The sequence below is a fragment of the Aromatoleum diolicum genome (assembly GCF_012910955.1).
GTDB lineage: Bacteria > Pseudomonadota > Gammaproteobacteria > Burkholderiales > Rhodocyclaceae > Aromatoleum > Aromatoleum diolicum.
Window position 1 is genome coordinate 21,635 of the sequence record NZ_WTVQ01000040.1, and the last position, 22,839, is coordinate 44,473.

Annotated in this window: 14 protein-coding genes; 7 read left to right on the forward strand and 7 right to left on the reverse strand. The window is 62.5% G+C overall.

Going from position 1 to position 22,839, the window contains the following annotated elements; translation table 11 throughout:
- Positions 1-1,146: 1,146 nt before the first annotated feature.
- The 7 genes from GPA25_RS18700 to GPA25_RS18730 form a co-directional block, all read right to left on the reverse strand.
- Positions 1,147-2,910 (reverse strand): hypothetical protein, encoded by a 1,764-nt coding sequence (locus GPA25_RS18700; protein ID WP_169261919.1) that lies wholly within the window; start codon positions 2,908-2,910, stop codon positions 1,147-1,149.
- Positions 2,802-5,528 (reverse strand): sacsin N-terminal ATP-binding-like domain-containing protein, encoded by a 2,727-nt coding sequence (locus GPA25_RS18705; RefSeq protein WP_169261920.1) that lies wholly within the window; start codon positions 5,526-5,528, stop codon positions 2,802-2,804. The genes GPA25_RS18700 and GPA25_RS18705 overlap by 109 nt, the downstream gene beginning before the upstream one ends.
- Before the next feature lie 403 nt (positions 5,529-5,931).
- Positions 5,932-7,611 carry a dihydroxy-acid dehydratase gene (gene ilvD / locus GPA25_RS18710; RefSeq protein ID WP_169261921.1) on the reverse strand — a complete coding sequence of 560 codons (1,680 nt, stop codon included), beginning with the start codon at positions 7,609-7,611 and terminating at the stop codon, positions 5,932-5,934.
- 133 nt (positions 7,612-7,744) lie between these two features.
- Positions 7,745-7,936 carry a hypothetical protein gene (locus tag GPA25_RS18715; RefSeq protein WP_169261922.1) on the reverse strand — a complete coding sequence of 64 codons (192 nt, stop codon included), beginning with the start codon at positions 7,934-7,936 and terminating at the stop codon, positions 7,745-7,747.
- 628 nt (positions 7,937-8,564) lie between these two features.
- Entirely contained in the window at positions 8,565-9,731 is a 1,167-nt protein-coding gene (locus tag GPA25_RS18720; RefSeq protein WP_169261923.1) for an IS91 family transposase, read from the reverse strand.
- A 7-nt stretch (positions 9,732-9,738) separates the two neighbouring features.
- Positions 9,739-10,614 (reverse strand): tyrosine-type recombinase/integrase, encoded by an 876-nt coding sequence (locus tag GPA25_RS18725; RefSeq protein ID WP_169261924.1) that lies wholly within the window; start codon positions 10,612-10,614, stop codon positions 9,739-9,741.
- 264 nt (positions 10,615-10,878) lie between these two features.
- On the reverse strand, positions 10,879-11,814 hold the full coding sequence (locus GPA25_RS18730) for a LysR family transcriptional regulator (RefSeq protein ID WP_169261925.1): 936 nt from the start codon (positions 11,812-11,814) through the stop codon (positions 10,879-10,881).
- Between the two features lie 153 nt (positions 11,815-11,967).
- On the opposite strand from GPA25_RS18730, the gene GPA25_RS18735 reads away from it, so the two are divergent.
- The 7 genes from GPA25_RS18735 (at position 11,968) to GPA25_RS18765 (ending at position 22,437) form a co-directional block, all read left to right on the forward strand.
- Positions 11,968-12,747, forward strand: a complete 780-nt coding sequence (locus tag GPA25_RS18735; RefSeq protein ID WP_169261926.1) for a 3-oxoacyl-ACP reductase family protein — start codon at positions 11,968-11,970, stop codon at positions 12,745-12,747.
- A gap of 829 nt (positions 12,748-13,576) precedes the next feature.
- Positions 13,577-14,542, forward strand: a complete 966-nt coding sequence (locus tag GPA25_RS18740; RefSeq protein ID WP_169261927.1) for an alkaline phosphatase D family protein — start codon at positions 13,577-13,579, stop codon at positions 14,540-14,542.
- A gap of 232 nt (positions 14,543-14,774) precedes the next feature.
- Positions 14,775-16,517, forward strand: a complete 1,743-nt coding sequence (locus GPA25_RS18745) for a S8 family serine peptidase (RefSeq protein WP_169261928.1) — start codon at positions 14,775-14,777, stop codon at positions 16,515-16,517.
- A gap of 88 nt (positions 16,518-16,605) precedes the next feature.
- On the forward strand, positions 16,606-17,892 hold the full coding sequence (locus GPA25_RS24315) for an alpha/beta fold hydrolase (RefSeq protein ID WP_169261929.1): 1,287 nt from the start codon (positions 16,606-16,608) through the stop codon (positions 17,890-17,892).
- The gene (locus GPA25_RS18755) at positions 17,892-18,713 is read left to right on the forward strand and encodes a dienelactone hydrolase family protein (RefSeq protein WP_169261930.1); all 822 of its coding nucleotides are present in this window, start codon (positions 17,892-17,894) and stop codon (positions 18,711-18,713) included. Before GPA25_RS24315 ends, GPA25_RS18755 begins: the two co-directional genes overlap by 1 nt.
- Positions 18,714-18,861: 148 nt before the next feature.
- Entirely contained in the window at positions 18,862-20,640 is a 1,779-nt protein-coding gene (locus GPA25_RS18760) for an SIR2 family NAD-dependent protein deacylase (protein ID WP_169261931.1), read from the forward strand.
- 366 nt (positions 20,641-21,006) lie between these two features.
- Complete coding sequence (locus GPA25_RS18765) at positions 21,007-22,437, forward strand: IS1182 family transposase (RefSeq protein ID WP_169261932.1); 1,431 nt, start codon at positions 21,007-21,009, stop codon at positions 22,435-22,437.
- Positions 22,438-22,839: the final 402 nt, after the last annotated feature.

Sequence of the window (22,839 nt, forward strand, 5' to 3'; positions counted from 1 at the left end):
AGTTCAGAGTATGCGCGCCCTACCCCTCTATGAATTGCAATGCTCACCGCAGCCGCCTCACACTGGCGAACCCGACACATCCAAACTCGCATCCGCGCATAACCGCCACGGCCGGCGCCGGCAAGAAACGCTGGCGCCGATCGCCTCAGAAAAGGAAACGGCCCGCTCACTGAGCGGGCCGTTTTGTAGAACGTTCTACAATCATTTTGGATAGCCTGAACGGCTAAGTGCTTGATTACTTGGGGCGACATACCGGGATCGAACCGGTGACACCTGGAGCCACAATCACCGGTTGTTTTGTTTAAAATCAGTATCTTAGGTCATTTTCTGATCTACAAAACCCGGCCAACACCCCCCTTGGAAGCCGCATCAGTGCTAAAGCCTTAGCCGTTTTGTAGAACGATTTTGTCGCCCCCTGACGGATGCACCATTGCCCTACTCTACCCGTCTTACGTCGGACAATCCTGCGAGTAGAAGCGCACTCGGCGTCCCATCGCTGCCGATCGGCGATGTCGCCCCTGTGTTGAATTTTACGCAAAACGGAAGCGTGTCTCCGTCCGCTGGCCTACTCGTTCTCGGCCGAAACGCCGGTCGCGCGACAGACCGTGTCGGTCAGAAGTGAGCTACCGCCCCGCCCCAAGGGCTAAGACCGCTGAACGGCCGGCTCCCGATCGGCGAACGCGTACTCTCGACCCACTCCGCTCCTTGGCTTCTCGGCGATCCGACCGACTGATTGGCACCGTACTGCTGCCGTAAGCGCCGAGAGCCAATAGGAATGGTGCCCCGCTTGCTGAAGCAACGACCGGCATCAGCGCTCACACTTGATCCAGGCCAGGATGTGGATACGCCCGTTTCCGTCGCCGGCCGCGACGCGATCGCAGGGTAATCTGGCGCAAACAGGGCTTCCGCAAGGCGGTCAAACGCCTCTTGGGTTGATTTTCGACGTACTCGACAGCCTCAAGGGGACGTCCCAGGTGACCATCACTGACCACCCGGATTTTAACGACGAGGTCCGGCTCCCCAATGCAGTCCAAGAGCGATAGCGCCAAGGACTCAAGCTAATTCCGGAGGACTGTCCAAGCGAGCGCTGACGACAGGCGGATTGCTATACGGCATCGCTGGAACGGGTTGGCGCGCTTACGCTGGTCACGCAGAGCCCGCGGTGGATTCGTTCTTGCTGGCCGCAGCCCCGCTAACTCCGTGCTCGTAGTTGAAGACTAGACTCGCGGCGTGCTTCACATTGGTTAGGGTAATCCCTCCATCGCCGGAGACGCCCAGTTGCTTCAACGGATCCGTGATGACACGCACGCGTGGTTGCGCGTGCTCGCCTTCAAGCTGGGACACGATCACCAAGTAGAACTTGGGCGTGCTCGCCGCGCGCTTTACCTCGGAGTCGGTCATTTGGATGCTGTTCGGCTCGCCATGTAGGTACACCTTCAGTTCGAAGAACCGCCCATCGTCGTCGACCGCGTCCGCACCGAGACCCATCTGCGCGCGCAGGTCACGCAGCTCACCTTCGTCGTACTGGAGCGCACGACGCGCCAGCTCAAGCCCCAGCGTTTCCTTTGTTCTCCCAGAGAATGTGGGAAGCGACTTTCGATCTGCTGGCGGCGAGTTGCTGCTTCGCGGGGCTGGTAGCGGCGACGACGGCAGCCTCTCCGGGCTAGGCGGTGACTGCGTCTTCTCCTGAAGCTCGCCATGAGGTTGCTTGAGGTGCAGCCTGTCCGGGTCAACCAGCACTCGGGGCTTTAACGCCGGCACTGGCGCGGGCGGCTGTGGCACGGGTGGCAGAGCGTTAGCCCTAGGAGGCTTGCCGCTCTTGGCAGCCTTCCTGTTCGCGGTTTCCGCCTGCAATTGCCTGGCCCTTTCAAGCACACTTTGCGCGAGTTTTTCCTCTTCCAGCTTCTGAGCTTCCTCAGCGGCCACGATCTCATCGGCGGCAATTCCTTCTTGCGCCTTGTCGCACGCCGCAAGCCACGCGTAGGCGACCTTGCGAGGATCGGCTTTGAAGAGCGCGGCGATAGCGCGGCCGCCGGACTCCACACGTCGCAACTCCAACCCCTCGCGCACGTACAGTGCCGACCGCTCGATGTCCGCCTTTGCACGCACGGGGATCAGCTCGCTCTCATTCCAACCGGCGACGCCGGCGAGCCGCACACGCAGATCAGGTTGGCGCTGCACCTCGAAGCGCTTGAGCGACTCCCATTGAATGGACAGAGCCGCGGCGACCTGCGGATCATTTCGCGACAGGTCTTCGTGCAGGTGCGAAACCGCGCGTTCAAAGATGGCGGTCGCCGCATCGTCCGGTTCGGCATCTTTCGGCCTCACCACGTGCGAGTCGCCGGGAGTGATCAATTTCAGGCCGAGGGGCTCGAGGCAGGCACTGACGTTCGAGATCTCGCAACCGGGAATCCAGACAGGGATGTGGTCGGCCAGAGCCGGGGCAATGGACGTGTCCGACACGGCGTAGACCGGCCGATCGCGCGCCCAACCCAGACTCGTCCACAGCGGCGTCTTACGCATGCGTCCAGGAAGTGTGGCGTTAGCTTTACCTGTCCGCAGCCGCTCCTGCATCATGCGCAAAGTCGCGACCACCACGGCGACCTCCTCGCCTTCGAGCGTCTTGCGTCGCTGCGCGACCTCCTTCAGCACATCGAGGCAGTCTTCGATGGTCGCGTCGCGAATCTGCAGCGCGCGCCATAGGTTTTCGGTATGGAGTACCGCAGGCACGTAGTCGCGGTAATTGCCGAAGGATGGCGGCCCAAGCAGCACCTCGCTTGGGCGACGCCATCCCCGTTTGCTCAGAATAAGCCCTGGCAAGTCGGAGAACTCTTGCAGTAACCTCCGCGAGTGCATGTCCTTGGCAGAACGCCCGCCGGGAAAACGTGCGGCCAGCGCCTGGTAGACCACGGCCGTCTCCGTTTCCCACTTCTCACCCATAGCGCCGGCCGCCTGCGTGCGCAAACCACGAAGGTGTCGCACCAGCTCTTCCGTTGAAGCTTCCCCCCCACACCCAGCGCTTCGAGAACCTGCTGCCGCACAGCCGTATGCAGGTCCGCACGCAGGTAGTTGGCTCCTTCGGTTCCGTAGATCGCAACGGAGGCCGGTGTGCGCAGTCGAAGGTCGCAGGGCCGTCGCTTCGTGCCCGCTGCGTCGTCGAGCCACTCGACGCTGCCGGCTGCCCACAGCCAGTATGCCCGGAGATCCCCTCGCGTCTGCCACCCGTAATCGGCCGACGCCGCGATTACCGTAGCTCGATCAGCGAGACGCTGATCCCACGCGCGCGCAAGTGCCGCAACGAGCGCAGCCGCACGTTCGCGCCTCTGGGTGTGCTTCCTTTCTGCCGAGATGTCGGTCACCACTCGCTGCAAGTCGGGGCTTTCCCAGTCTTCCAGGGTGTATTTAGCGTCGATTGCCTGCATCGCCGTGGACCTCGTTGCAGGCCCTGCACTTGCCGGCAATCCTTTTGGGCGATCGGCATACCGGAGGACAAGGCCCGAGTGCCGGATGACGCGCGGCGCGAGCTCCGCGCCCAATATGCGGAGGAAGCGCTGTGCGCCCAGTCCTGCGCGGCCAAGGTTTGATCTGAGCACAGTCGCGTACTTGCTGCTCATCCAGTAAAGGCCGGGAGCCTTACCGGCCGCTACGGCGAAGCTGTCAGTCTCGCGATCGATTGCGCGCGGCAGGTAGGCGTCCGCCGGGCTACATACACGAGCAACTTCCTTTTTCTTTTCGTCGTAGGTGAACGCCTCAAGCAGGACAGCGCGGCCGACAGCAGGGCCGAGCGACTGTTGATCGTCAGGCGAGACGCTTTCGAACGCATCCCGCAGGCTCAAGAGCTGAGATTCGGTCAGAGGCTTGCCGATGGGCCTACCGCTGGAGCCCGCCTGTGCGATCCGTTTCAGCAAGGCGAGCGCGCTGCTATCCTCCATCAACGCCTTGCGCGCACGCAACCAGTTCAGGACCGTTTGCGAATCGGGCGTGTCGTCCAGGTATCTCGGGTGCAGGTGAAGGCCGATGCCGAGCTCTTCGGCCAACGTGCCGGCACTCAAGACCAGCAGTTCAGGCGCATCGACCTGGGGCGGCACGATGATGCTCTCGTCCGCGAGGGCGATGCACGGGCGAGCCGCCAGCGCCGCGTCCAAACGGTCGTCGATCGCGACGGCTGAAAGCGCGATGCGCCTGTTGATCGGAAAGGCGCCGTCATCCAGCAAACGCAGCGCGTGTTTGGTATCGACGGGAGGTAACATCGACTCGGACCCTTGCCGCCATAGGGCCAGCACGCTCCACCAATTGCGATCGGCATCTCGCAGCTCGCGCGGCAGCGTATAGTCACAGTCGGCAAGTGCGGCAACCTCCTCTTCACGGAGCACGAGTTCCAGCGGCGGAACTTCCACCGCTAGCTGCGTAACCGCAATGTTCTGACCGCCTGCCGGAACTTGTGCGAGCTCGGCAAGCGGCTGACCGGCGACAGACCAAATTTCGTGTTCGAGATCGGCCACCAGCGACGAACCTTTCGCATCTTCCGGCGCTTCTAGCGGAATCAGCGCCCACGCGAGCGCCGTCTTGGTCCCGAGCAACTCCGCAATTGACGCGAGCCAGAGCTGGCCCATAACGACCACGAGCCACTGATTCCAGCCGGTGGGCGCTAGTCCCTGCCGGTTGTTCAGCGTGTCGAACTGCGCACCGATCCGCACACGCATCGCGGTCTTGACCACCGGCAGGCCTGCATGGAGCCAATTGTCCTGACTGTCGTACAGCGGCAAAGCAATGGCAACCGGAGTGCGAGCCGCCTTTGCTTTGCCATATCGATCAATATCCGTCGGTGAAGCAAAAGCTGCCTTGTACACTCGATACTCTTGCCCCTCCGGGTCTTGCGCGCGGCGCACGTAGACGGTGACTTCCTCGCCGGCGATCGGCTGCTCGAAGCTACCCTCGTCCGTCCAATTCAAGTGGAGTTCCCGCACACTGGTGCCCACGCTGTCATGCAAGGACACCCGCGTGACGGATCGCAGAAACAACAAGCCTGCATGCCCCCAACCCTCAATCCATGCGTGCAGGCTGTCCAGGTCAAGGGACCGGCGGGCTAGCGGCACATGCAGGACAGTCCAACCTTCCTCCGCAAGCCACGAAGGGGGCTGAGCTGCAGAGACCGCAGAAAGTGCCGATTCCTCCAGCTGGACGTGGTAAGGGGCGCAGTGCACCTGCAGGGACGACGATAGCGCTCGCAGCGTCATGAGACCGATGCCGTGTCGACCAGTGGCAGCTGGGTCGTCCGACTTGGTTGTGATCCAGGGCATCGCGATGCCGAAGACATGTTCAAGCTGGATGGGCTCGCCATCATGCGAGAGCCACAAGCCATCTCCAAGAAGCGCAACTCGAACCTGACGGGCCCCGGCGTCGTCCGCGTTCTGGATCATCTCCGATAAGCCTTGAAGGCGGTCGCCGGACAGCATGGCGGCGCTGTTGCGGCCGCGCTCCAGCGAATCGCGGACGGCGCCGGGCAGATCAGCCAGGCGCTTGGCCAAGTGGCCTACCGCCTCCGCGGCGGCCTGCACTTTGCGGACGGAACGTGATGAACCCGCTCCCCTTGGCCCCATGCTCCATCAAGAGCTCCGCGGCTTCGACCGCAGACTGCTGCTCAACCGCGTGCACGTGATTCCTCCAGCTCATGGCCTTTCATCCAGTATGAATGAGCAGAGAGAGTGGTCGCAACTCCGTAAAGCAGCGAAACACACTGAGGCCGTCGTGGTGGTAGGCGGCGTAGGTGGCGTGCGCAGCTTTGAGGTGCAATGCAGCCGTTCGAATCTCCAATTGGTCAGGAATGTGACTGGCCGCAATTGGCCGAAACCCGAAATCCATCGTAGATTCTCGTTTATTCGTATTGTCTAGCGTACGAGTTCTTCCGTTTCGTGAGCGGTCCGCCCCCTCTTACTTGTCGGTGACGGCGCCTTCCGAGGCGCTGGAGACCAGCTTTGCGTACTTGGCCAGCACGCCTCGCGTGTAGAGCGGTTTCGGTTGCGTCCAGCGCGCACGGCGCTCGGCAAGCACCGCATCCGACACACCAAGGCTGATCTCGCGGTTTTCCGCATCGATGGTGATGGCGTCGCCGTTCTCGACCAGTGCAATCGGGCCGCCATCGAAGGCTTCCGGCGTGATGTGACCCACCACGAAGCCGTGCGAACCGCCGGAGAAGCGGCCATCGGTGATGAGCGCGACGTCCTTGCCGAGGCCCTTTCCCATCACGGCCGAGGTCGGCGACAGCATTTCGCGCATGCCCGGACCGCCCTTCGGACCCTCGTAGCGGATCACGATGACATCGCCGGCGACCACCTCGCCTTTGAGGATGCCGGCCAGCGCCGCTTCCTCGCCGTGATAGACGCGCGCGCGGCCCGCGAAGCGCAGGCCTTCCTTGCCGGTGATCTTGGCGACCGCGCCGGTTGGCGACAGGTTGCCGTGCAGGATGACCAGGTGCGAGTCCTTCTTGATCGGGGTGTCGAAGGGACGAATGATGTCCTGGCCGGCCGGATAGTCGGCGACATTGGTGAGATTCTCCGCTAGCGTCTTGCCGGTGACGGTAAGCACGTCGCCGTGCAGCAGGCCGGCATCGAGCATGCGCTTCATCAGCGGCTGGATGCCGCCGATGGCGACCAGTTCGGACATCATGTACTTGCCGCTCGGACGCAGATCGGCGAGCACCGGCGTGGTCTTGCCGAGCTCGGTGAAGTCATCCAGCGTCAGCTTCACCTCCACGGCGTGAGCCATGGCCAGCAAATGCAGCACGCCGTTGGTGGAACCGCCGAGCGCGATGATCACGCGGATCGCATTCTCGAAGGCCTTGCGGGTCATGATGTCACGCGGCTTGATGTCGCGTGCCAGCAGTTCCAGCACCTGCTGACCGGCACGGAAGCAGTCCGAGGCCTTGTCGGTCGAGATCGCGTCCTGCGCCGAGGAACCCGGCAGCGACATGCCCAGGGCTTCGATGGCCGAGGCCATGGTGTTGGCGGTGTACATGCCGCCGCAGGAGCCCGGGCCCGGGATGGCGGTGTCCTCTATCTGCTTGACCTGGAGCAGGCTGAGTTCGCCTGCGGCATGCCGGCCGACGGCCTCGAACACCGAGATGATGTCGGTGTGGCCGGGGCCGGGCCTGATGGTGCCACCGTAGACGAAGATCGAGGGGCGGTTCAGGCGTGCCATGCCGATGAGGCAACCGGGCATGTTCTTGTCGCAACCACCCACGGCGATGAGGCCGTCGAAGCCTTCGCAGCCGGCCACGGCTTCGATGGAGTCGGCGATAACTTCACGCGACACCAGCGAATACTTCATGCCCTCGGTGCCATTGGCGATGCCGTCGGAGATGGTGATGGTGTTGAAGATAACGGCCTTGCCACCCGCCGCGTTAGCACCCTTCTCGGCCTCTTGCGCGAGTTTGTCGATGTGCATGTTGCAGGGCGTGACATTGGCCCAGGTCGAGGCGATGCCGATCTGCGGCTTCTTGAAATCCTCGTCGGTGAAACCGACGGCACGCAGCATGGCACGAGCGGGGGCGGCCTCGATGCCATCCACCACCTGGGAGGAATACGTGCGCATGTTGTCAGTGATGTCGGTCATCTCGATAACCTTTGTAGTGGCTTGCGCGAGCGCGCAGGCATTCCGCGTCGGGGCAACAATTGGGCGAGGGTTGTCTAGTTATAGGTCTTGCCAACACCCGAGTCAGTGCCAGTGTTGACTACGTCCTGCATCATCACGACCCCAGACGTACTGTTTCAATGAATCGCGGCGCAGTGGTTCCTCCGGCGCGCTGTCGGCGGTGCGCTCGACGAACCACACCCGCCCCACCAGCAGCGCGGCCAGCGAGCCGCCGTGAATTGCCCATGCCGGATAGCGTGGCCAGCCGCAGCACGAACAGCAACGTCGTCGCGGCGATGACGATCATCAGCTGCCCGAGTTCGAGGCCTGCAGGTAGAGCAAGCAGTCGTGTCACTAGCCGTGATCGCAACCCCAAGCCGACATTCGGCGTATCGCTAAGCCGAACTTTGGCCCGCGTGCGAATGACGGCTATTTTCAGGCGCCGATGGCCGCAGTGGGTCGGGTCCGGCTGTAGCCAGACGGGCGAAGCGGTCGCTGACGCCAACTTCCAGACCTACGGCGGCTGACCGATACATTTCGGCCGTTGGTGACGCTGCCCCCGGATGACCGTTCAGGTTTAGGTTTGTTTGACGTCTGCCCTTCATGTGACGAGGCTGGATGACGCAAGAGCGCCTGCGGGCAGACGTTGAATAAACCTCCAGGGACGAAACCGCGGAATGCTGCTGCGCGGTTCGGGTAGGACGCGGCCTATGGGGATTTGAGGCCAGCCGGTGTTCCCAAGATGGCCGATGATTGGCGCATCGAACCGTCGGCAACGCACAGATCGGCACCGACGGCGGTCATTGGCGCCACGATCGCGCGTGCCAGAAGCGGCGAATGCTGGCGATACGGCATCGAGCAACAGCCGGCCGCTCCCGGCGCAGGGAACTCGGGCGCCGATGCTGTCGTGTGACGAAAGAGCTGCAAGCTGTGCATCATGGCGGTGCGCGAATCGGCTGTCGACGCATCATGATCTCGACGACAAGCATGGCGCCGCCGCAGCAGCGACAGACGAAGGTTGGCGGTGGCGTTACGGCGCTTTCGTTGTCGACCGGTTCGGGTCGAGGCACATCGAGCAAGGCACGCGCCGTGGCCAGGTTCTGCTGTCGCCCGGCATTGGCCAGCAGTCCGTAGTGACGGATGCGGTGAAAACCCGTTGGCAACACATGCAGCAGGAAGCGCCGCATGAACTCGTCGGCGGCGAGCGTCATCGTCTTGTGGCGGGTACGGCCCTTGGCCCGGTAGTCCTTCCAGCGGAAGGACACCTCATTCTCATCCATCGCCACCAATCGCCGGTTCGAGATGGCCACCCGGTGGGTGTAGCGGGAGAGGTAGGCCAATACGGCCTCGGGACCGGCGAACGGACGCTTGGCATACACCACCCACTCGCACCTGCGTAGCGGCACCAACCACCGGCCGAACGCGCCGGCATCGGCCAGGGGCTCGTGCTCGCCGAAGAATTGCAGCTGGCCGGCGCGATACAGCTTCTCGAGTTCCTCGATGAAGCGCCGACGGAACAAGCGCGACAGCACGCGCACCGGCAGGAAGAACCCGCGCCGGCAAGCGACCCAGCGTTTCCCGTCTGCAGAAATTCCACCGCCGGGGACGATGCCGTGCACGTGGGGATGATGCGTCAATGCCGAACCCCAGGTGTGCAGGACCAAGGTGGCGCCGATCTGGGCGCCGAGGTGTTTCGGATCGGCGGCGATGGTCGTCAGCGTTTCCGCCGCCATGTCGAACAGCAGCCGGTAGAGCACCGCCTTGTTGGTGTAGGCGATGGCGCTGATCGGTTCGGGCAGCGTGAAGACGACGTGGTAGTACTCGACGGGCAGCAGATCGGCTTGTCGGGCCTCGAGCCAGCGCTGGGCGGCACGCGCCTGGCACTTCGGGCAATGTCGATTGCGGCAGGAGTTGTAGCTGATCTCCTCATGCCCGCAGGCATTGCAACGCAATGCGTGTCCGCCCAGCGCCGCGGTACGGCACTGTTCGATGGCCGACATGACCTTGAGCTGACCGAGGCTCAGGTGGCCTGACTGCTTTGCTCGCCACACTGGGCCATGGGTGCGGAAGATGTCGGCGACCTCCAGGGCAGGCCGCCCCATGGCGGCGCTATGGGGAGTTCAGCTTCTCCAACGGGCTGACGACCTCGCGCAGGATGTCGGTGGCGACCTGGGCGTACAGGGCGGTTGTTTCCAGCTTCTTGTGCCCGAGCAGGACCTGGATCTGGCGGATGTCGACCTTCTGCTCCAGCAGGTGCGTGGCAAAGGCATGGCGCAGCGAGTGCATCGATACCCGCTTCTCGATGCCGGCTTCGTCGGCGGCTGCGTGGATGGCACGGTCGAGTTGCCGGGCGCTGAGGTGCCGGACCGGATCCTGACCCGGGAACAGCCAGCCGCCATCGAGCATCTTGCCCTGCGCGCGGGCCACCCGCCACCACACGCGCAGCCGTTCCAGCAGCAACGGCGAAAGCATCGCATAACGATCCTTCTGGCCCTTGCCTTGTTCAACCCGCAGGGTCATGCGCTGGCTGTCGATGTCGGGGACCTTCAGGGACACGACTTCGCTGATTCGTAGGCCCGTCGCATAGGCCAGTGCCAGGGCGGTTTGGTGTTTCAGGTTGCCAGCCGCAGCGATCAGGCGCTTCACCTCGTCCGGGCTCAGGATCACCGGCAACTTGCGCGGCAGATGCACCGGCTGCATCTTGGCCATCAGCTCGGGACGGTCGAGCGTGACGGTGAAGAAGAACTTCAAGCCGCAAATTGCCGCGTTGAGCGACGTGGGTGATGTCCCGTGATCCACCAGGTACAGCTGGTAGTTCCGCAGATCCTCGACGGTCGCGGTATCCGGAGAGCGCCCAAGATACTTTGCGAAGTCGCGCACGGCGCGCACGTACCCTTCCTGGGTTCTGTCGCCCAGCTTGCGCATCCGCATGTCCTCGATCATGCGCTGGCGCAGGGGGCTGATGGGGCGGATAGTCGTTTCCATGACGTGCTCCTGTCGAAAACGAGGCGGATCGCCTCATCTCCAACATGGCAGAGCACTGCCGATGCACACCCGCGACGTCCTGACTGTTCGAAGCGGTTCAGCACGCCCTACCGCGCGAGCGGTTTAGTCCCAGGCCGAATTGATGTTTATTGCCGTTGGGATCAGGCAGTTTGCGGCCTTTGCTGACGTTCGTCTCTGCTCAGGACACAGACCGCTGATAAATTCAAAGCGTTCCTTCAAGGCGACGACGAAAGCCGGGGCGCTTCAGTATGCACTGAAGCGCTGCGCCATCTTGTGCTTGCGGAAATAGGACACGACGAAATCGATGAAAGCCCGGGTCTTGGCCGGCAGTAGCTTCTGCGCCGAAAAGTAGAGCGAAAGGGCGCCGGCATCGGCATACCAGTCAGGCAGGACGCGGACGAGCCGCTTGTTGGCGAGATAGGGCTGGGCGTTGGGCATGCTGGTGACAGCAATGCCCAAGTCCTGCTCGGCCGCCTCGAGCGAAGCGGCTGGATCGCTCATGGTCATGCGGATTTGCATGTCTATCGGCATCTGTTCCTTGCGGCGCGCATCCTTGCTGTTGATCAGCCCCCACGGACGGATACGCCCGGTTTGCGGCGAGCGAATGAAAATGCCGGCATGCTGCTTGAGTTGATCCGGATGCGTGATTGCCGGTCGAGCAGCGAGGTAGGCCGTAGAGGCGAGCAAAACGATGTGCGCCGGCGCCAGTGTGCGGGCGACCAGGCCGGGAGGAAGCTCGAAGCCGCCGCCGATGGCGGCGTCAAAGCCTTCCGCGATTAGATCAACCTGACGATTGTCAAAGTGCCAGTCGGGCACGATCGCCGGATGCTGGGCGAGAAAGTCGCTTAATAGGGGCACGATGTGCTCGCGCCCAAAGGCGTTGCCCATGCTGACCTTAAGCGTGCCGGCGGCTTGTCCTTCAGCATCTGCCAGGTTGGCGACCGCGCTCTGTATGGTTGCCAGACTGCCGCTGACCTCGGCCAGGAAGCGCGTGCCGGCTTCGGTTAGGCGGAGGCTGCGCGTGCTGCGCTGGAACAGGCGAATGCCCAAGCTGGCCTCCAGTCGGGCCACGTTCTTGCCCACAGCGGCCGAGGTCAGACCCAGGCGCCGCGCCGCTTCGGAGAAGCTACCGGCTTCAGCGCTGCGGACGAAGCATTCGATACCGCCTAATGTTTCCATGCGCTTTTCAGGCCAAATCAAGCCTGCCTATTTCAAACCATTAGTTTGAACAGAATATAAGGATTCATGGCTTATCACAATGCAATGATCGGCGGATAGTTCGCTCCATGGCGTAGCGATATTGCGAAGCCAAACCACTCCAGGAGTTACATCATGTCGAAGCAAGCTCAAAACGTACAAGCGCAAGTCGATCATCTGGCCGGCAAGGTCGCCTTCGTTCAGGGCGGTTCGCGCGGCATTGGTGCTGCCATTGCCAAGCGGCTGGCTCGTGACGGTGCCGCCGTGGCGCTGACCTACGCCAGCTCGGCCAACCAGGCGCAGGAAGTCGTCCAGGAGATCGAAGCCATCGGCGGTCGCGCCATTGCGATCAAGGCCGACAGCGCCGATGCTATGCAGATCAAGTCCGCCGTGCAGGTGGCCGCCGACACCTACGGCAAGATTGATATCCTGGTGAACAACGCCGGCGTGCTGGCCTTGGGCAATGTCGCCGAAACGGAGATCTCGCTCGAAGACATTGATCGCACCCTGGCCGTGAATGTGCGCAGCGTGATCGTCGCCTCGCAGGCGGTGGTCAAGCACATGGACAAGGGCGGCCGCATCATTACCATCGGTAGCACCAACTCCGACCGCATGCCCTTCCAGGGCGGCTCCATATACGCCATGAGCAAGTCCGCCATCGTCGGTCTGACCAAGGGCCTGGCGCGCGATCTCGGACCGCTCGGCATTACCGTCAATAACATTCAGCCCGGCCCGATCGACACCGAGATGAATCCGGACAGCGGTGATTTTGCGCAGACCTTGAAGGGCCTGATGGCACTGCCGCGCTACGGCACGGTGGAGGAAGTGGCGAGCTTCGCTGCTTATTTGGCCGGCCCCGAGGCTGCCTACATCACCGGCGCCAGCCTGTTAATTGATGGCGGCTTTTCCGCCTGACTTTTGCAAATCAGGCAAACCCAAAACCGGCCTTAGCTGGTTTTGGGTTTTGAGAGTCCGAGATGGCCATAGACAGAATCGTTTATGTTGGACCTAGACGGAAATCGGCCATTGCTGACCTTGGGCCTGACGCCGGCGCCGGGCGGCAATGCGCCGGTCACCTGTCGCTCACCTGCTTGTGGCGGTCAATGACCGCTTGTCACTTCAGGCTACAGCCGGACCCGACCCTGACCTGCCAGTCGGGCTTTCTCAAAGCGGCCATTCGCTGCAACAACCAGTGCCGACGAAGCGGCCGTTCGTTGGCACCAAGGTGGTGTGTGGACTTGAGCGGAACGTTTGAAGCTGGACTGGGCTGCGCGCATGGAATGGCGTCGGACACCCCGGCCAGTAAGAGACGGTCGCGGAGCGCGGGAGGGGCATCGTCGAACGTTGGGTCGCACGCGTCAGTTGTCATTCATTCGTCAGCAATCTTCACCGCGATGTGCTCGGGGATGAGCAAGACGAAGGGGAAATACTCAAGATAGGCGTGGCACGCTTCGAGCCACTGCCCCCGAACACCGGCGACTCGCATTTGGGAGAGTGGTCCGGCGGTAGGTGGGCCCGGCTCGGCGAAAGATGTCCGCCACCTCAAGCCCGGTGGCCCGGCCCGCCGTCCCTTGACGCCCAGATTCGGCACGCAGGGCTAATGCCCAGTTGCCTGAGTAACCATGTGTCGGAAACGCTTACACTTGCGGCGCGAAGCCACGCAGCATCCGCTTGAATCCGCGGGCTATCTGGAATGGCGCTTTTCTTGCTAATTAGACCTCTCGCACCGTTCCGGAGCTGAGCAATGACCAGGATAGCGTTCACCTCCTGCATCCGCTACGAGGCTTTTCCGTCGCAGCCGCACTGGCAGCACGTGCTGGATGCTAATCCTGACTATCTGTTTCTGCTGGGCGATCAGATCTACATGGATTACGGATACGTCGGTGTTTCCGATCCATTGTGGGGACCGCGTAGTCCTGCACGGCTATCGCTTGAGGCTTTTCGTGAGCGGATGGAGAAGAAGTACGCACAGCAGTGGGCGGAGCCGCACTTCGCGCGTTTGCTGGAGCGGATGAAGACTCGGGGCGGGGTGTATGGGATTTGGGACGATCACGATTTTGCGTGGAACGGTGCGGTCGGTGCTGATGTGCCGCCCGAGAAGGTGAAGGCGTCGAGGAGGCTCTTCAACCGCTGGATGTACGGTAGCGAAAGTGAAAACGACATCTACCGCTACGTAGACTTCCCCCTCGGACGTGCAATCTTCCTGGACACCCGCTCATATAACTCCGGGCCATCGAGAGACCGTCCCGTATTGCTGGGTGAAAAGCAGTGGGAGTTCGTCACGGACGCACTGCAGCATGATGCGCTTTATACGCTGATTTGCTCGCCGATCGCACTTACGCGCTGGTCGCTGCTAAGGGGGCAGGAAAGTTGGCAGTCGTACAAGGGTGATCTGCGCAGACTTTCGAGGCTGATCGCCAATGGTAAGGATGTCCTTTTCCTCGGTGGCGACATCCACCGCAATGCGTTCGGTGCTCCGTACGCGCGGCGTCCGTGCCACGAGTTGATCGCGTCCGGCTTTGCCGTCAACCTTCTCGGACTCGGCAAGCCAATCAGGTGTGATGATCGTTACAACTGGGGCCTGCTCGAGCTGAGCGAGAGAGGCGCGGAGGTGACATTTTTCAGAAAGGGCGAGGTGGTGAGCCGGCACAAGATCGGTGGCGCAGCAGCGCCTCACTCAGTTGACGCGATTTCCTCCGGGGAGCCCTGAGCGAAGGCTGGCGCTTCCATTCATCCAGCGCAGCGGTTCACGAGCGTCTCTCCCCCGCAGCGGATCGGAATGTTAACTACGTGCAGCCGCGCAATAAGCGTCATTGGCAAGATGGGTTCGCGGAACGCCTAGAAGGTCGGAACCCTTGCGAGTTGATTCCACCAGCCTCGACGAGACTGGGCCATTTTTCCTCGGCGCCTAAGCTGCGCCTCTACCAGCGCGGGAGATCACGGTGGCGACTCACAAGAAGCGAAGTTCAGAATCCGCGACGGACGCGACCTCTGCCGCTGTCGGTTCAGATAGCGGAGCGTTCGAGTTCGAGACGCGGCTCCTAGACCGCAGTCCGATCGCGTTGCCTCTGCTCGATATGATGGAAAAGGCCGATGTGGCGCCACGCGGGCCCAGAGGCAGCGCGCCACCTAAGCGGTTTGCGGTGATCATCGACGTCCACCTCGAATACCCGGGCGGTCGAGACGCGGCGCGCGATCGCGTTCGGGAAATCGTAGATGCGATCATGCAAGATCGCGCACGTGCATGGCGGCTGAAGACGCGCCCCCAGGGCATCAACGCAGCCAAGAGCGGCCTGTCGCAGCAGTACCTATTCGGGGAGTTCGAGAGTCGCTTCATCCGCGAGCTGGTGCGGCGCGACCAGGCAGGTGGCGCCGACGCACCGCGCCGCGCGATCTATCGCATCTGGCCCGACTTCGAGGTTAAGGCGCTTTTGCACCGATCGATTTCCACGGTAAAGGCCGATGCGGCACTGCAGTCGTTCGCGACGACCGGCGACGGCATCGTCTGGGCTGTGCTCGATTCCGGCATCGATGGTCTTCATCCGCATTTCGCGGTGCAGGCCAATTTGGACCTGGGTGAGTTGCCGCCCCTTGCGCACTTGGATTTCACGGGCGACGGTGTGGATCCCAACGGTGCGCTGGTCGATCGATTCGGACACGGCACACACGTCGCCGGGATCATTGCCGGCTTCCGCAGCGTCGATCAAGGTCCTATCGACGCGGTCGGTCGCGCGCGCGACGAGAAAGGCGAAATCAGCAGCATTCCGATCCATCCGCAACGCGTTTCGGGCATGGCGCCGCGCTGCAAGCTGCTGAGCCTGAAGGTGCTCAATGACAAAGGGCAGGGCCAAGCGAGCAGCTTGATCGCAGCGCTCGAGGAGGTCCAGAGGATCAACAACCACGGCCGCTACATCCGCGTGCACGGCGTCAACCTGAGCGTCGGCTACAACTTCGAGCCAGAATGGTTTGCCTGTGGCCAGAGCCCGTTGTGCGTCGAGGTCGACCGGCTCGTAAAGTCGGGGGTGGTCGTCGTCGTCGCCGCGGGGAACACCGGCTATGGCACCGCGCAAAGCGCGTTTAAGGGCTCAGTGCCCGCCGGCCTAGGACTGACGATCAACGATCCCGGCAATGCTGACTTGGCGATCACCGTTGGATCGACGCACCGGGACATGCCGCACATCTACGGCGTCTCCTACTTCTCGTCCAAAGGACCGACAGGAGACGGCAGAGCTAAGCCCGACCTCGTGGCGCCGGGGGAAAAGATTGTTTCTTGTGCGTCGTCTTGGCAGCCGGCGAGGACGCTCGATGCCGAAGCGGCAGCCACCGCCGAAGCTGCACGACAGACAGCCCTGCAGGCGCTGGTGCAGCAATGGCAACGGCCGCAAGCGCCGGCTGTCGCCGCGGCCGCACTACCGGCGGCCGCGTCCGCGCCGGCGCAGCCCGCGACGCCTGCCCCTCCTGCGCTAGTGTCTGCGGCACGCTACCGCGAAGACAGTGGAACCAGCATGGCAGCACCGCATGTGTCAGGTGTCATCGCCGCGTTCCTATCCGTGCGGCGTGAGTTCATCGGTCGACCGGACAGGGTCAAGGAGGTGTTCATGTCCACCGCGACCGACCTGAAGCGCGACCGCTACTTCCAGGGCAGCGGACTCGTCGACCTAATGCGCGCGATCCAGTCGGTCTGACCCATCCCACCCATTTCACCCAGGAGCTTTCATGTCCGATCTCCATGGCTTCCCCTACATCGAGTTCCAGGTCGACAAAGCCGGAACGGTGATCGATCCCGCCGAACGCGCTCGAGCAGTTGACGTTTTCGGTCAGGGCGCGGTGACCGATCTACTGGTGCTATCGCATGGTTGGAACAACGATATGGCCGAAGCACGCACGCTCTACGATCGCCTGCTCGCCGCATTGCGGGCTTGCCTCGTGGCCAGCACGCCCCCGCTCGGAGCCCGTCAACTCGGCGTGCTGGCCGTTCTGTGGCCGTCCAAGAAATTTGCCGAGAAGTCCCTGATTCCGGGCCAGGCTGCAAGTATCGACTCGGGCGAAATGGCAGATGCGCTGATGGAGCACATCGACACCCTGAAGGGCGCATTTGACGATCCCGAGGCCGACGCAAAGCTTTCTGCGGCACGCGAACTGTCCCCCAAGCTCGCCGACAGTCCAGCCGCACAGCGCGAATTCGTCCGGCTCGTACGGGGCTTGTTGACACGGCAGCCGGCTGATGACGAAGGAAATACCGATGGCTACTATAATGCGCTCGACGCCCAAGACCTGCTGCAACGGCTCGCGGGGCCCGTGCAGTTGCCCCCGACACCGACAGCGTCGTCCGACGGCGGCGGCGCACAGAATCTTGGCGATGCCCCCGCGTCGGACGTTGCAGGCGGCGCTGCGAGAATCGGCGGCTTTTTCAGCGGCATCGCCTCGGCGGCGAGCAATCTGCTGAACTTGACGACCTACTACCAGATGAAAGAGCGTGCAGGCATGATCGGCCGCGGTGCAGTCCATGCACTGGTCCGCGAGATTGCAGATGGGCAGAAACCCCCGAAGATTCATCTGGTAGGCCACAGTTTCGGTGCCCGACTCGTCACATCCGTGGCTCTCGGCGCGGACGACCAGCCTCCACTGCGCATCGGCTCGATGACCCTGTTGCAGGCGGCGTTCTCGCACAACGCGTTCTCGGACGGTTCAACGGGGCATCCCGTAGGAGTCTTTCGCAGGGTTGTCGCCGCCCCGGCGCGGCTTAGCGGCCCGTTGCTTGTAAGCCACACGTCGCGCGATCTGCCGGTTGGTTTGGCTTACCCGCTCGCGTCCCGAATTGCGAGTCAGAACGACTCGGGACTCGGCGATGCAAGCGATCCTTACGGCGGTCTGGGCCGCAACGGTGCGCAGGGTACCCCCGAGGCGAGCGAGCTGGACTTTGGCAAGCCCGGCACGTCCTATTCGTTCAAGGGTGGACGGGTCTACAACATGAACGGCGAGATGCTGATCCTGGGTCACTCGGACATCATCCACCCTGAAACGGCTTACGCCCTCCTCGCCGCCGTGGCCGCCAGCTGATGGAGGCCGCCACGTCGACGATGGCGAGCCTCGGCTTCGTCGAACGCAGCTTCGCGTCCGGTGACATCGACCATCCGGTGTTCGAGAAGGGACGTGGCCCGTCGGTGCTGATACTGCATGAACTGCCGGGGCTGGCGATGCCGTGCGTGCGCTTCGCTGAGCGCCTCATCGACGCGGGCTTCCGTGTACATCTGCCGCTGTTGGTCGGCGCGCCGCTTCGCCATGCGGCGCTGGCGAACTGGCGGGCGCTGTGCATATCGGTGGAGTTTGCACGGCTCGAGGCGGGGGTCCATGCCCCGATCACGGACTGGTTGCGTGCACTGGCTGCCGACATTGCTGAACGCGCAGGCGGCGCCCGGATCGGAGCGATCGGCATGTGTTTGACCGGGGCCTTCGTGATCCCGTTATTCATCGATGCGGCCGTCGCCACTGGGGTGGTTTCGCAGCCTGCGATTCCGCTTCGCATAGTCTACCGGACCATCGGCCTCGGTGAAGGTCCGTGGATGGATCAGCTGAACATCTCGGACAACGAACTGCAAGCCGGGGCGTGTGCCGCGAGGTCGGACCAGAAAAAAATCCTGCTGCAGCGTTACGCTGAAGACCGCCTCTGTCCGGGCAGGCGACTGGAGCGGATCGCCCGGTCCTTCGGTGCCCAGGCCGAACTCGACGAGTATTCGCATCCGTCGTGGTGGCGCCGCGTCTTCAATCCTCCGCATGCGCTTCTGACCGAGGAGTACGACCGCGCAGGCGATGACGATCACGCGACACGCGAGGCATTGTGTCGCGTCATCGAGCTTCTGAACGAACAACTTGGGCGGTAGCAGGACTGAATCGCTCGATTCCGAGCTGCTGTCCAGGCCTGATCACCGGGGGTCCAAGCCGCGTCACAAAGCAGGCGCCGATCGAACTGGCACGACAGCTCAAGATCGCTTGCACGAAAGAAACCTTATGGGCAAGACGGAGACGATCATGCGCGGCGAGGTCGGTTCGCACAGTATCACTCGGGATCCGTTCAGACCTCTGTCGTATCGTGACGCGCTGGATCATTTGCGCGTTGGATACCGTCGCGGGCTACTTGTGCCGTTTATCGGATCGGGGGTCAACGCACCCCGGTTGCGCTTGTGGTCGGGCCTCGTCAAAGCCCTCGCCGAGGAAGCAGGGATTCGTGATGTGCGGCTTGGAACTCGCCCCACGGACCAGCAGTTGATACTTGCCTCCGAGCGCATCGTCTGGCAGCTGAGGGCACAGGGACGCTCCTTGGCCGACGCGATGCAAACGACGCTCCCTGACCCGAAGAGTAGCCAGGACCAGCCGCCACCGGCGGTCAGCGCATTGGCGTCGGCCTGGTGGCCGTTGATCCTGACGACGAACTACGATCCGCTGTTCCTCGACGCCTTTAACAAGCGGCACCACCGCGCCAAGTACGATAACGACGTGATGGCGGTGTTGGGTCGAAGCGCGGCACACTGCCACACCTTACTGGCATCCCTTAATCTCCCCGTTCGCCCCCTGCTTTGGGCCCTGCAGGGTTTTCTTGGCAACGGTCTCAACGGCGTCGATCTAAACCAAGAGATTGTCCTCGGCTACGACCAATACCGGCGGGCAACGTTCGAGAACGCCACCTTCCGCGCCGCGTTTTCCGAGGTGTATCGGAATCGTTCGCTCCTCTTTGTCGGCACTGGCCTCGGGGAGGAGTACTTCCGCGGCCTGTTCGGCGAGTCAATAATCCGACTCGGCGCTAACCAGCATGCGCACTGCGTCTTGATCAACAAGAAAGATGTGAAACGGGACACCTGCTGGTTCATGCACACCCGCCTGAACATCGTCGTGCTGACATACAAGGATCCGCTGAACGCCCCGAAATACAGCGGATTTGCGGCCTGCCTGCAGGAAATCGCAGACGCGCTGACCGAACCGCCGCGCGGCGCCCGGCGATTCTGGATGCATGGTGCGACACCGGCCGTGTGCGTGGACATTGAGCCAACGCTGCTCCCCGAGAAGAGTTCCGCAGAAAACTGGATCGTCGGCAGTGCGGGGCAGAAGCGCGTCAGTGGTGATGTGCCAGCCGCATTGCGAGGGCCACAAGTTCCCATCACCGACCATGACGATCTCAAGCAGGTGGCCGGGCAGGCCGTACTGCTGGCTATTGCGCGGAAGCCAGATCCCGGTACCGGTCGCCATGATCGGGATCTGCGGAACGTCGCCGATGTCACGACGCGTGCGCTGCAAGTCGCCGTGCTTAAAGGGGCCTCGACCATATCGTTCATGCTGCTGAGCGCGAGCGTCCGCAAGGGCCGTTGGCCACGCATCTTCTCGCTGGTCCAGATGCTGCGTGGCATCCGGCGCTTCGTGCAAACTCGGCCCCTGCGAAAAGCCTCGCCACTGCGGATCGTGATACATGACACGGCAGCGGCGCGTGTTCCCGATGAGGCTCCCGACCGCTCAGTGTGGCATGCCGTAGAGACCGGAAGGCTGGACCCGACCGAGGTGCTCGATTGCAGTGCCCTGCGTTTCTTCGTCGAGATCGAAATCGAGGGATCGACTACGCGCACGCCGATGTACGTCGACGAAGTAAAGACGGTGCGGCAGGTAGCGGAATACTTTCAGTTGGACTCGGGCTGGGAGGCGGTGCTGGAACCAAACCCGACCCCACGACGAGGCAACCGGCTGACCGAACTCGATGTATCCCTGCTCGACGCCGGCGTCGTCCCAGGATCAACCCTCCGATTCATTCGAAGGCGACGATGAGACCCTCTGGATTACGCACGTGGTGCAAGACGACTGCTCGAGCCTCTGTAGGCAGCGGCAGGGTGGTATCGTCAATGCCCGACAGTCCCCCAAAGCAGCGGTGGCGATGTCCGGAGCAGTCATTGCGAAGGCAGGCCATGTCCGGAGAGCGACTCCGGCCGATTCGCGTTGCCGACTGTCCGATCCAAAACCTGCAGGTCAGGCCGACAGGATCGCCTTGCGGCGGCGAACGGCAGATTTCGAGAAATAAGGGGGACGAGTGACCGGTTTGGAGCCGTGACCCCGGATGGCAGCTACTGGCCGAGGCTGTGTAAAAACGGTCGATGTTGTATGCTTATGGCATTGTTATCAGTGTGATCGGTAGCCATGAAGCGCTTCATCGAAGGACAGTGCCGGACACAGGGCGCATTGCTGCCCGAGAGCCTGGATGACTTCGTCGCCGAGACCAATCCGGTGCGGGTGATCGACGTCTTCGTCGATGAACTGGACCTGCGCAAGCTGGGCTTCGTCGGCGTCGATCCGGCAGCCACTGGCAGACCCGCCTATCACCCGGCGGCGCTGCTCAAGCTCTACATTTACGGCTACCTGAACCGGATCCAATCGAGTCGGCGCCTGGAACGCGAGGCGCAGCGCAACTTGGAGTTGATGTGGCTTGTCGGGCGCCTGACGCCCGACTTCAAGACCATTGCCAACTTCCGCAAGGACAATCCGAAGGGGATCCGCGGCGTCTGTCGCCAGTTCGTTGTACTGTGCAGAGAACTGGGGCTCTTCGCCGAAGCGGTGGTGGCGATCGACGGCAGCAAGTTCAAGGCGGTCAACAACCGCGACCGCAACTTCACCAGCGCCAAGCTGCAACGGCGCATGGAGGAGATCGAATCCAGCATCGAGCGTTACCTCGTCGAGATGGATACGGCCGACCGGCAAGAGCCGGCGGTGGCCCAAGCGAAGAAGGAGCGGCTGCAGGACAAGATCACGACCCTGAAGGCGCGGATGAAGGAACTCGAGGCGATCGGTGTCCAGCTCGAGAACACGCCCGACAAGCAGATCTCCCTCACCGATCCCGACGCCCGATCCATGAAGACGCGTGGCACGGGTATCGTCGGCTACAACGTGCAGACGGCCGTCGAAACGAAGAACCACCTGATCGTGGCCCACGAGGTGACCAACGACGGGCTGGACCGGGACCAACTCAGCAAGATGGGCAAGCAGGCGCGCAAGGCCATGCGCGTGGAGTCCCTCACTGCAATCGCCGATCGAGGCTACTTCAAGAGCGAGGAAATCCTCGCCTGCCACAAAGCCGGCATCGTGCCGCTCGTTCCGAAAAGCACGACTTCCAGCGCGAAAGCGGAGGGGCGCTTCGACCGGGCAGACTTCGTGTACGACCGTGACAACGACGAGTACGTCTGCCCGTCCGGCGAGCGCCTGATCTGGCGCTTTGCCCGAGTCGAGGCGGGGCTCACGATGAATCGCTACTGGAGCTCATCGTGCACGCGATGCACCATGAAGAGCCAATGCACGCCCAGTGACTATCGGCGTGTCAGCCGCTGGGTGCATGAGGAGGAACTGGAGGTCATGCAGGCGCGCCTCGATCAGGCACCCGACAGCATGCGTATTCGGCGTCGGACAGTCGAACACCCCTTCGGCACCCTTAAGGCGTGGATGGGCGCAACCCACTTCCTGACCAAGGGCCTCGAACGCGTCCGAACGGAGATGAATTTGCACGTTCTGGCGTACAACCTGAAGCGGGTAATGAATTTGATGGGAAATGAGGCACTGATGGCGGCGATGAAGGGCTGAAATGCCCTTTTTGAAGTTCAGCTGAACAGATCTGTTGTGTTCGAACTCATTGACTTGCCGCCGCGGCGTCCGGGAACGTCTGATTTCTGATGCACCAGCGAGTTTTTACACGGCCTCGGCCGATAGTGCCAGTTCGGCCGTGTCATTCCAAAGCCGCCGTTGCTACGGCGGCTGCGACGACGAGCGACAACTTCCCCTTCGGGAATTCGCTGTTCACAGTGCCGATGTCGGTGTGGTGGGCGAAATTGTCGGCAAATTGAACTGCGCCCCGGCGCAGCGTCAATCGAGCGCGACGACCTGCATGAGTGAAGGCCCGCCCAAACGATCGGGATGGCCTCCTCATCGGCGCTGACCTGCGTCGCCGCCCGCATGACGCCCTCGCCAACAGTCGCGCGGCTACCG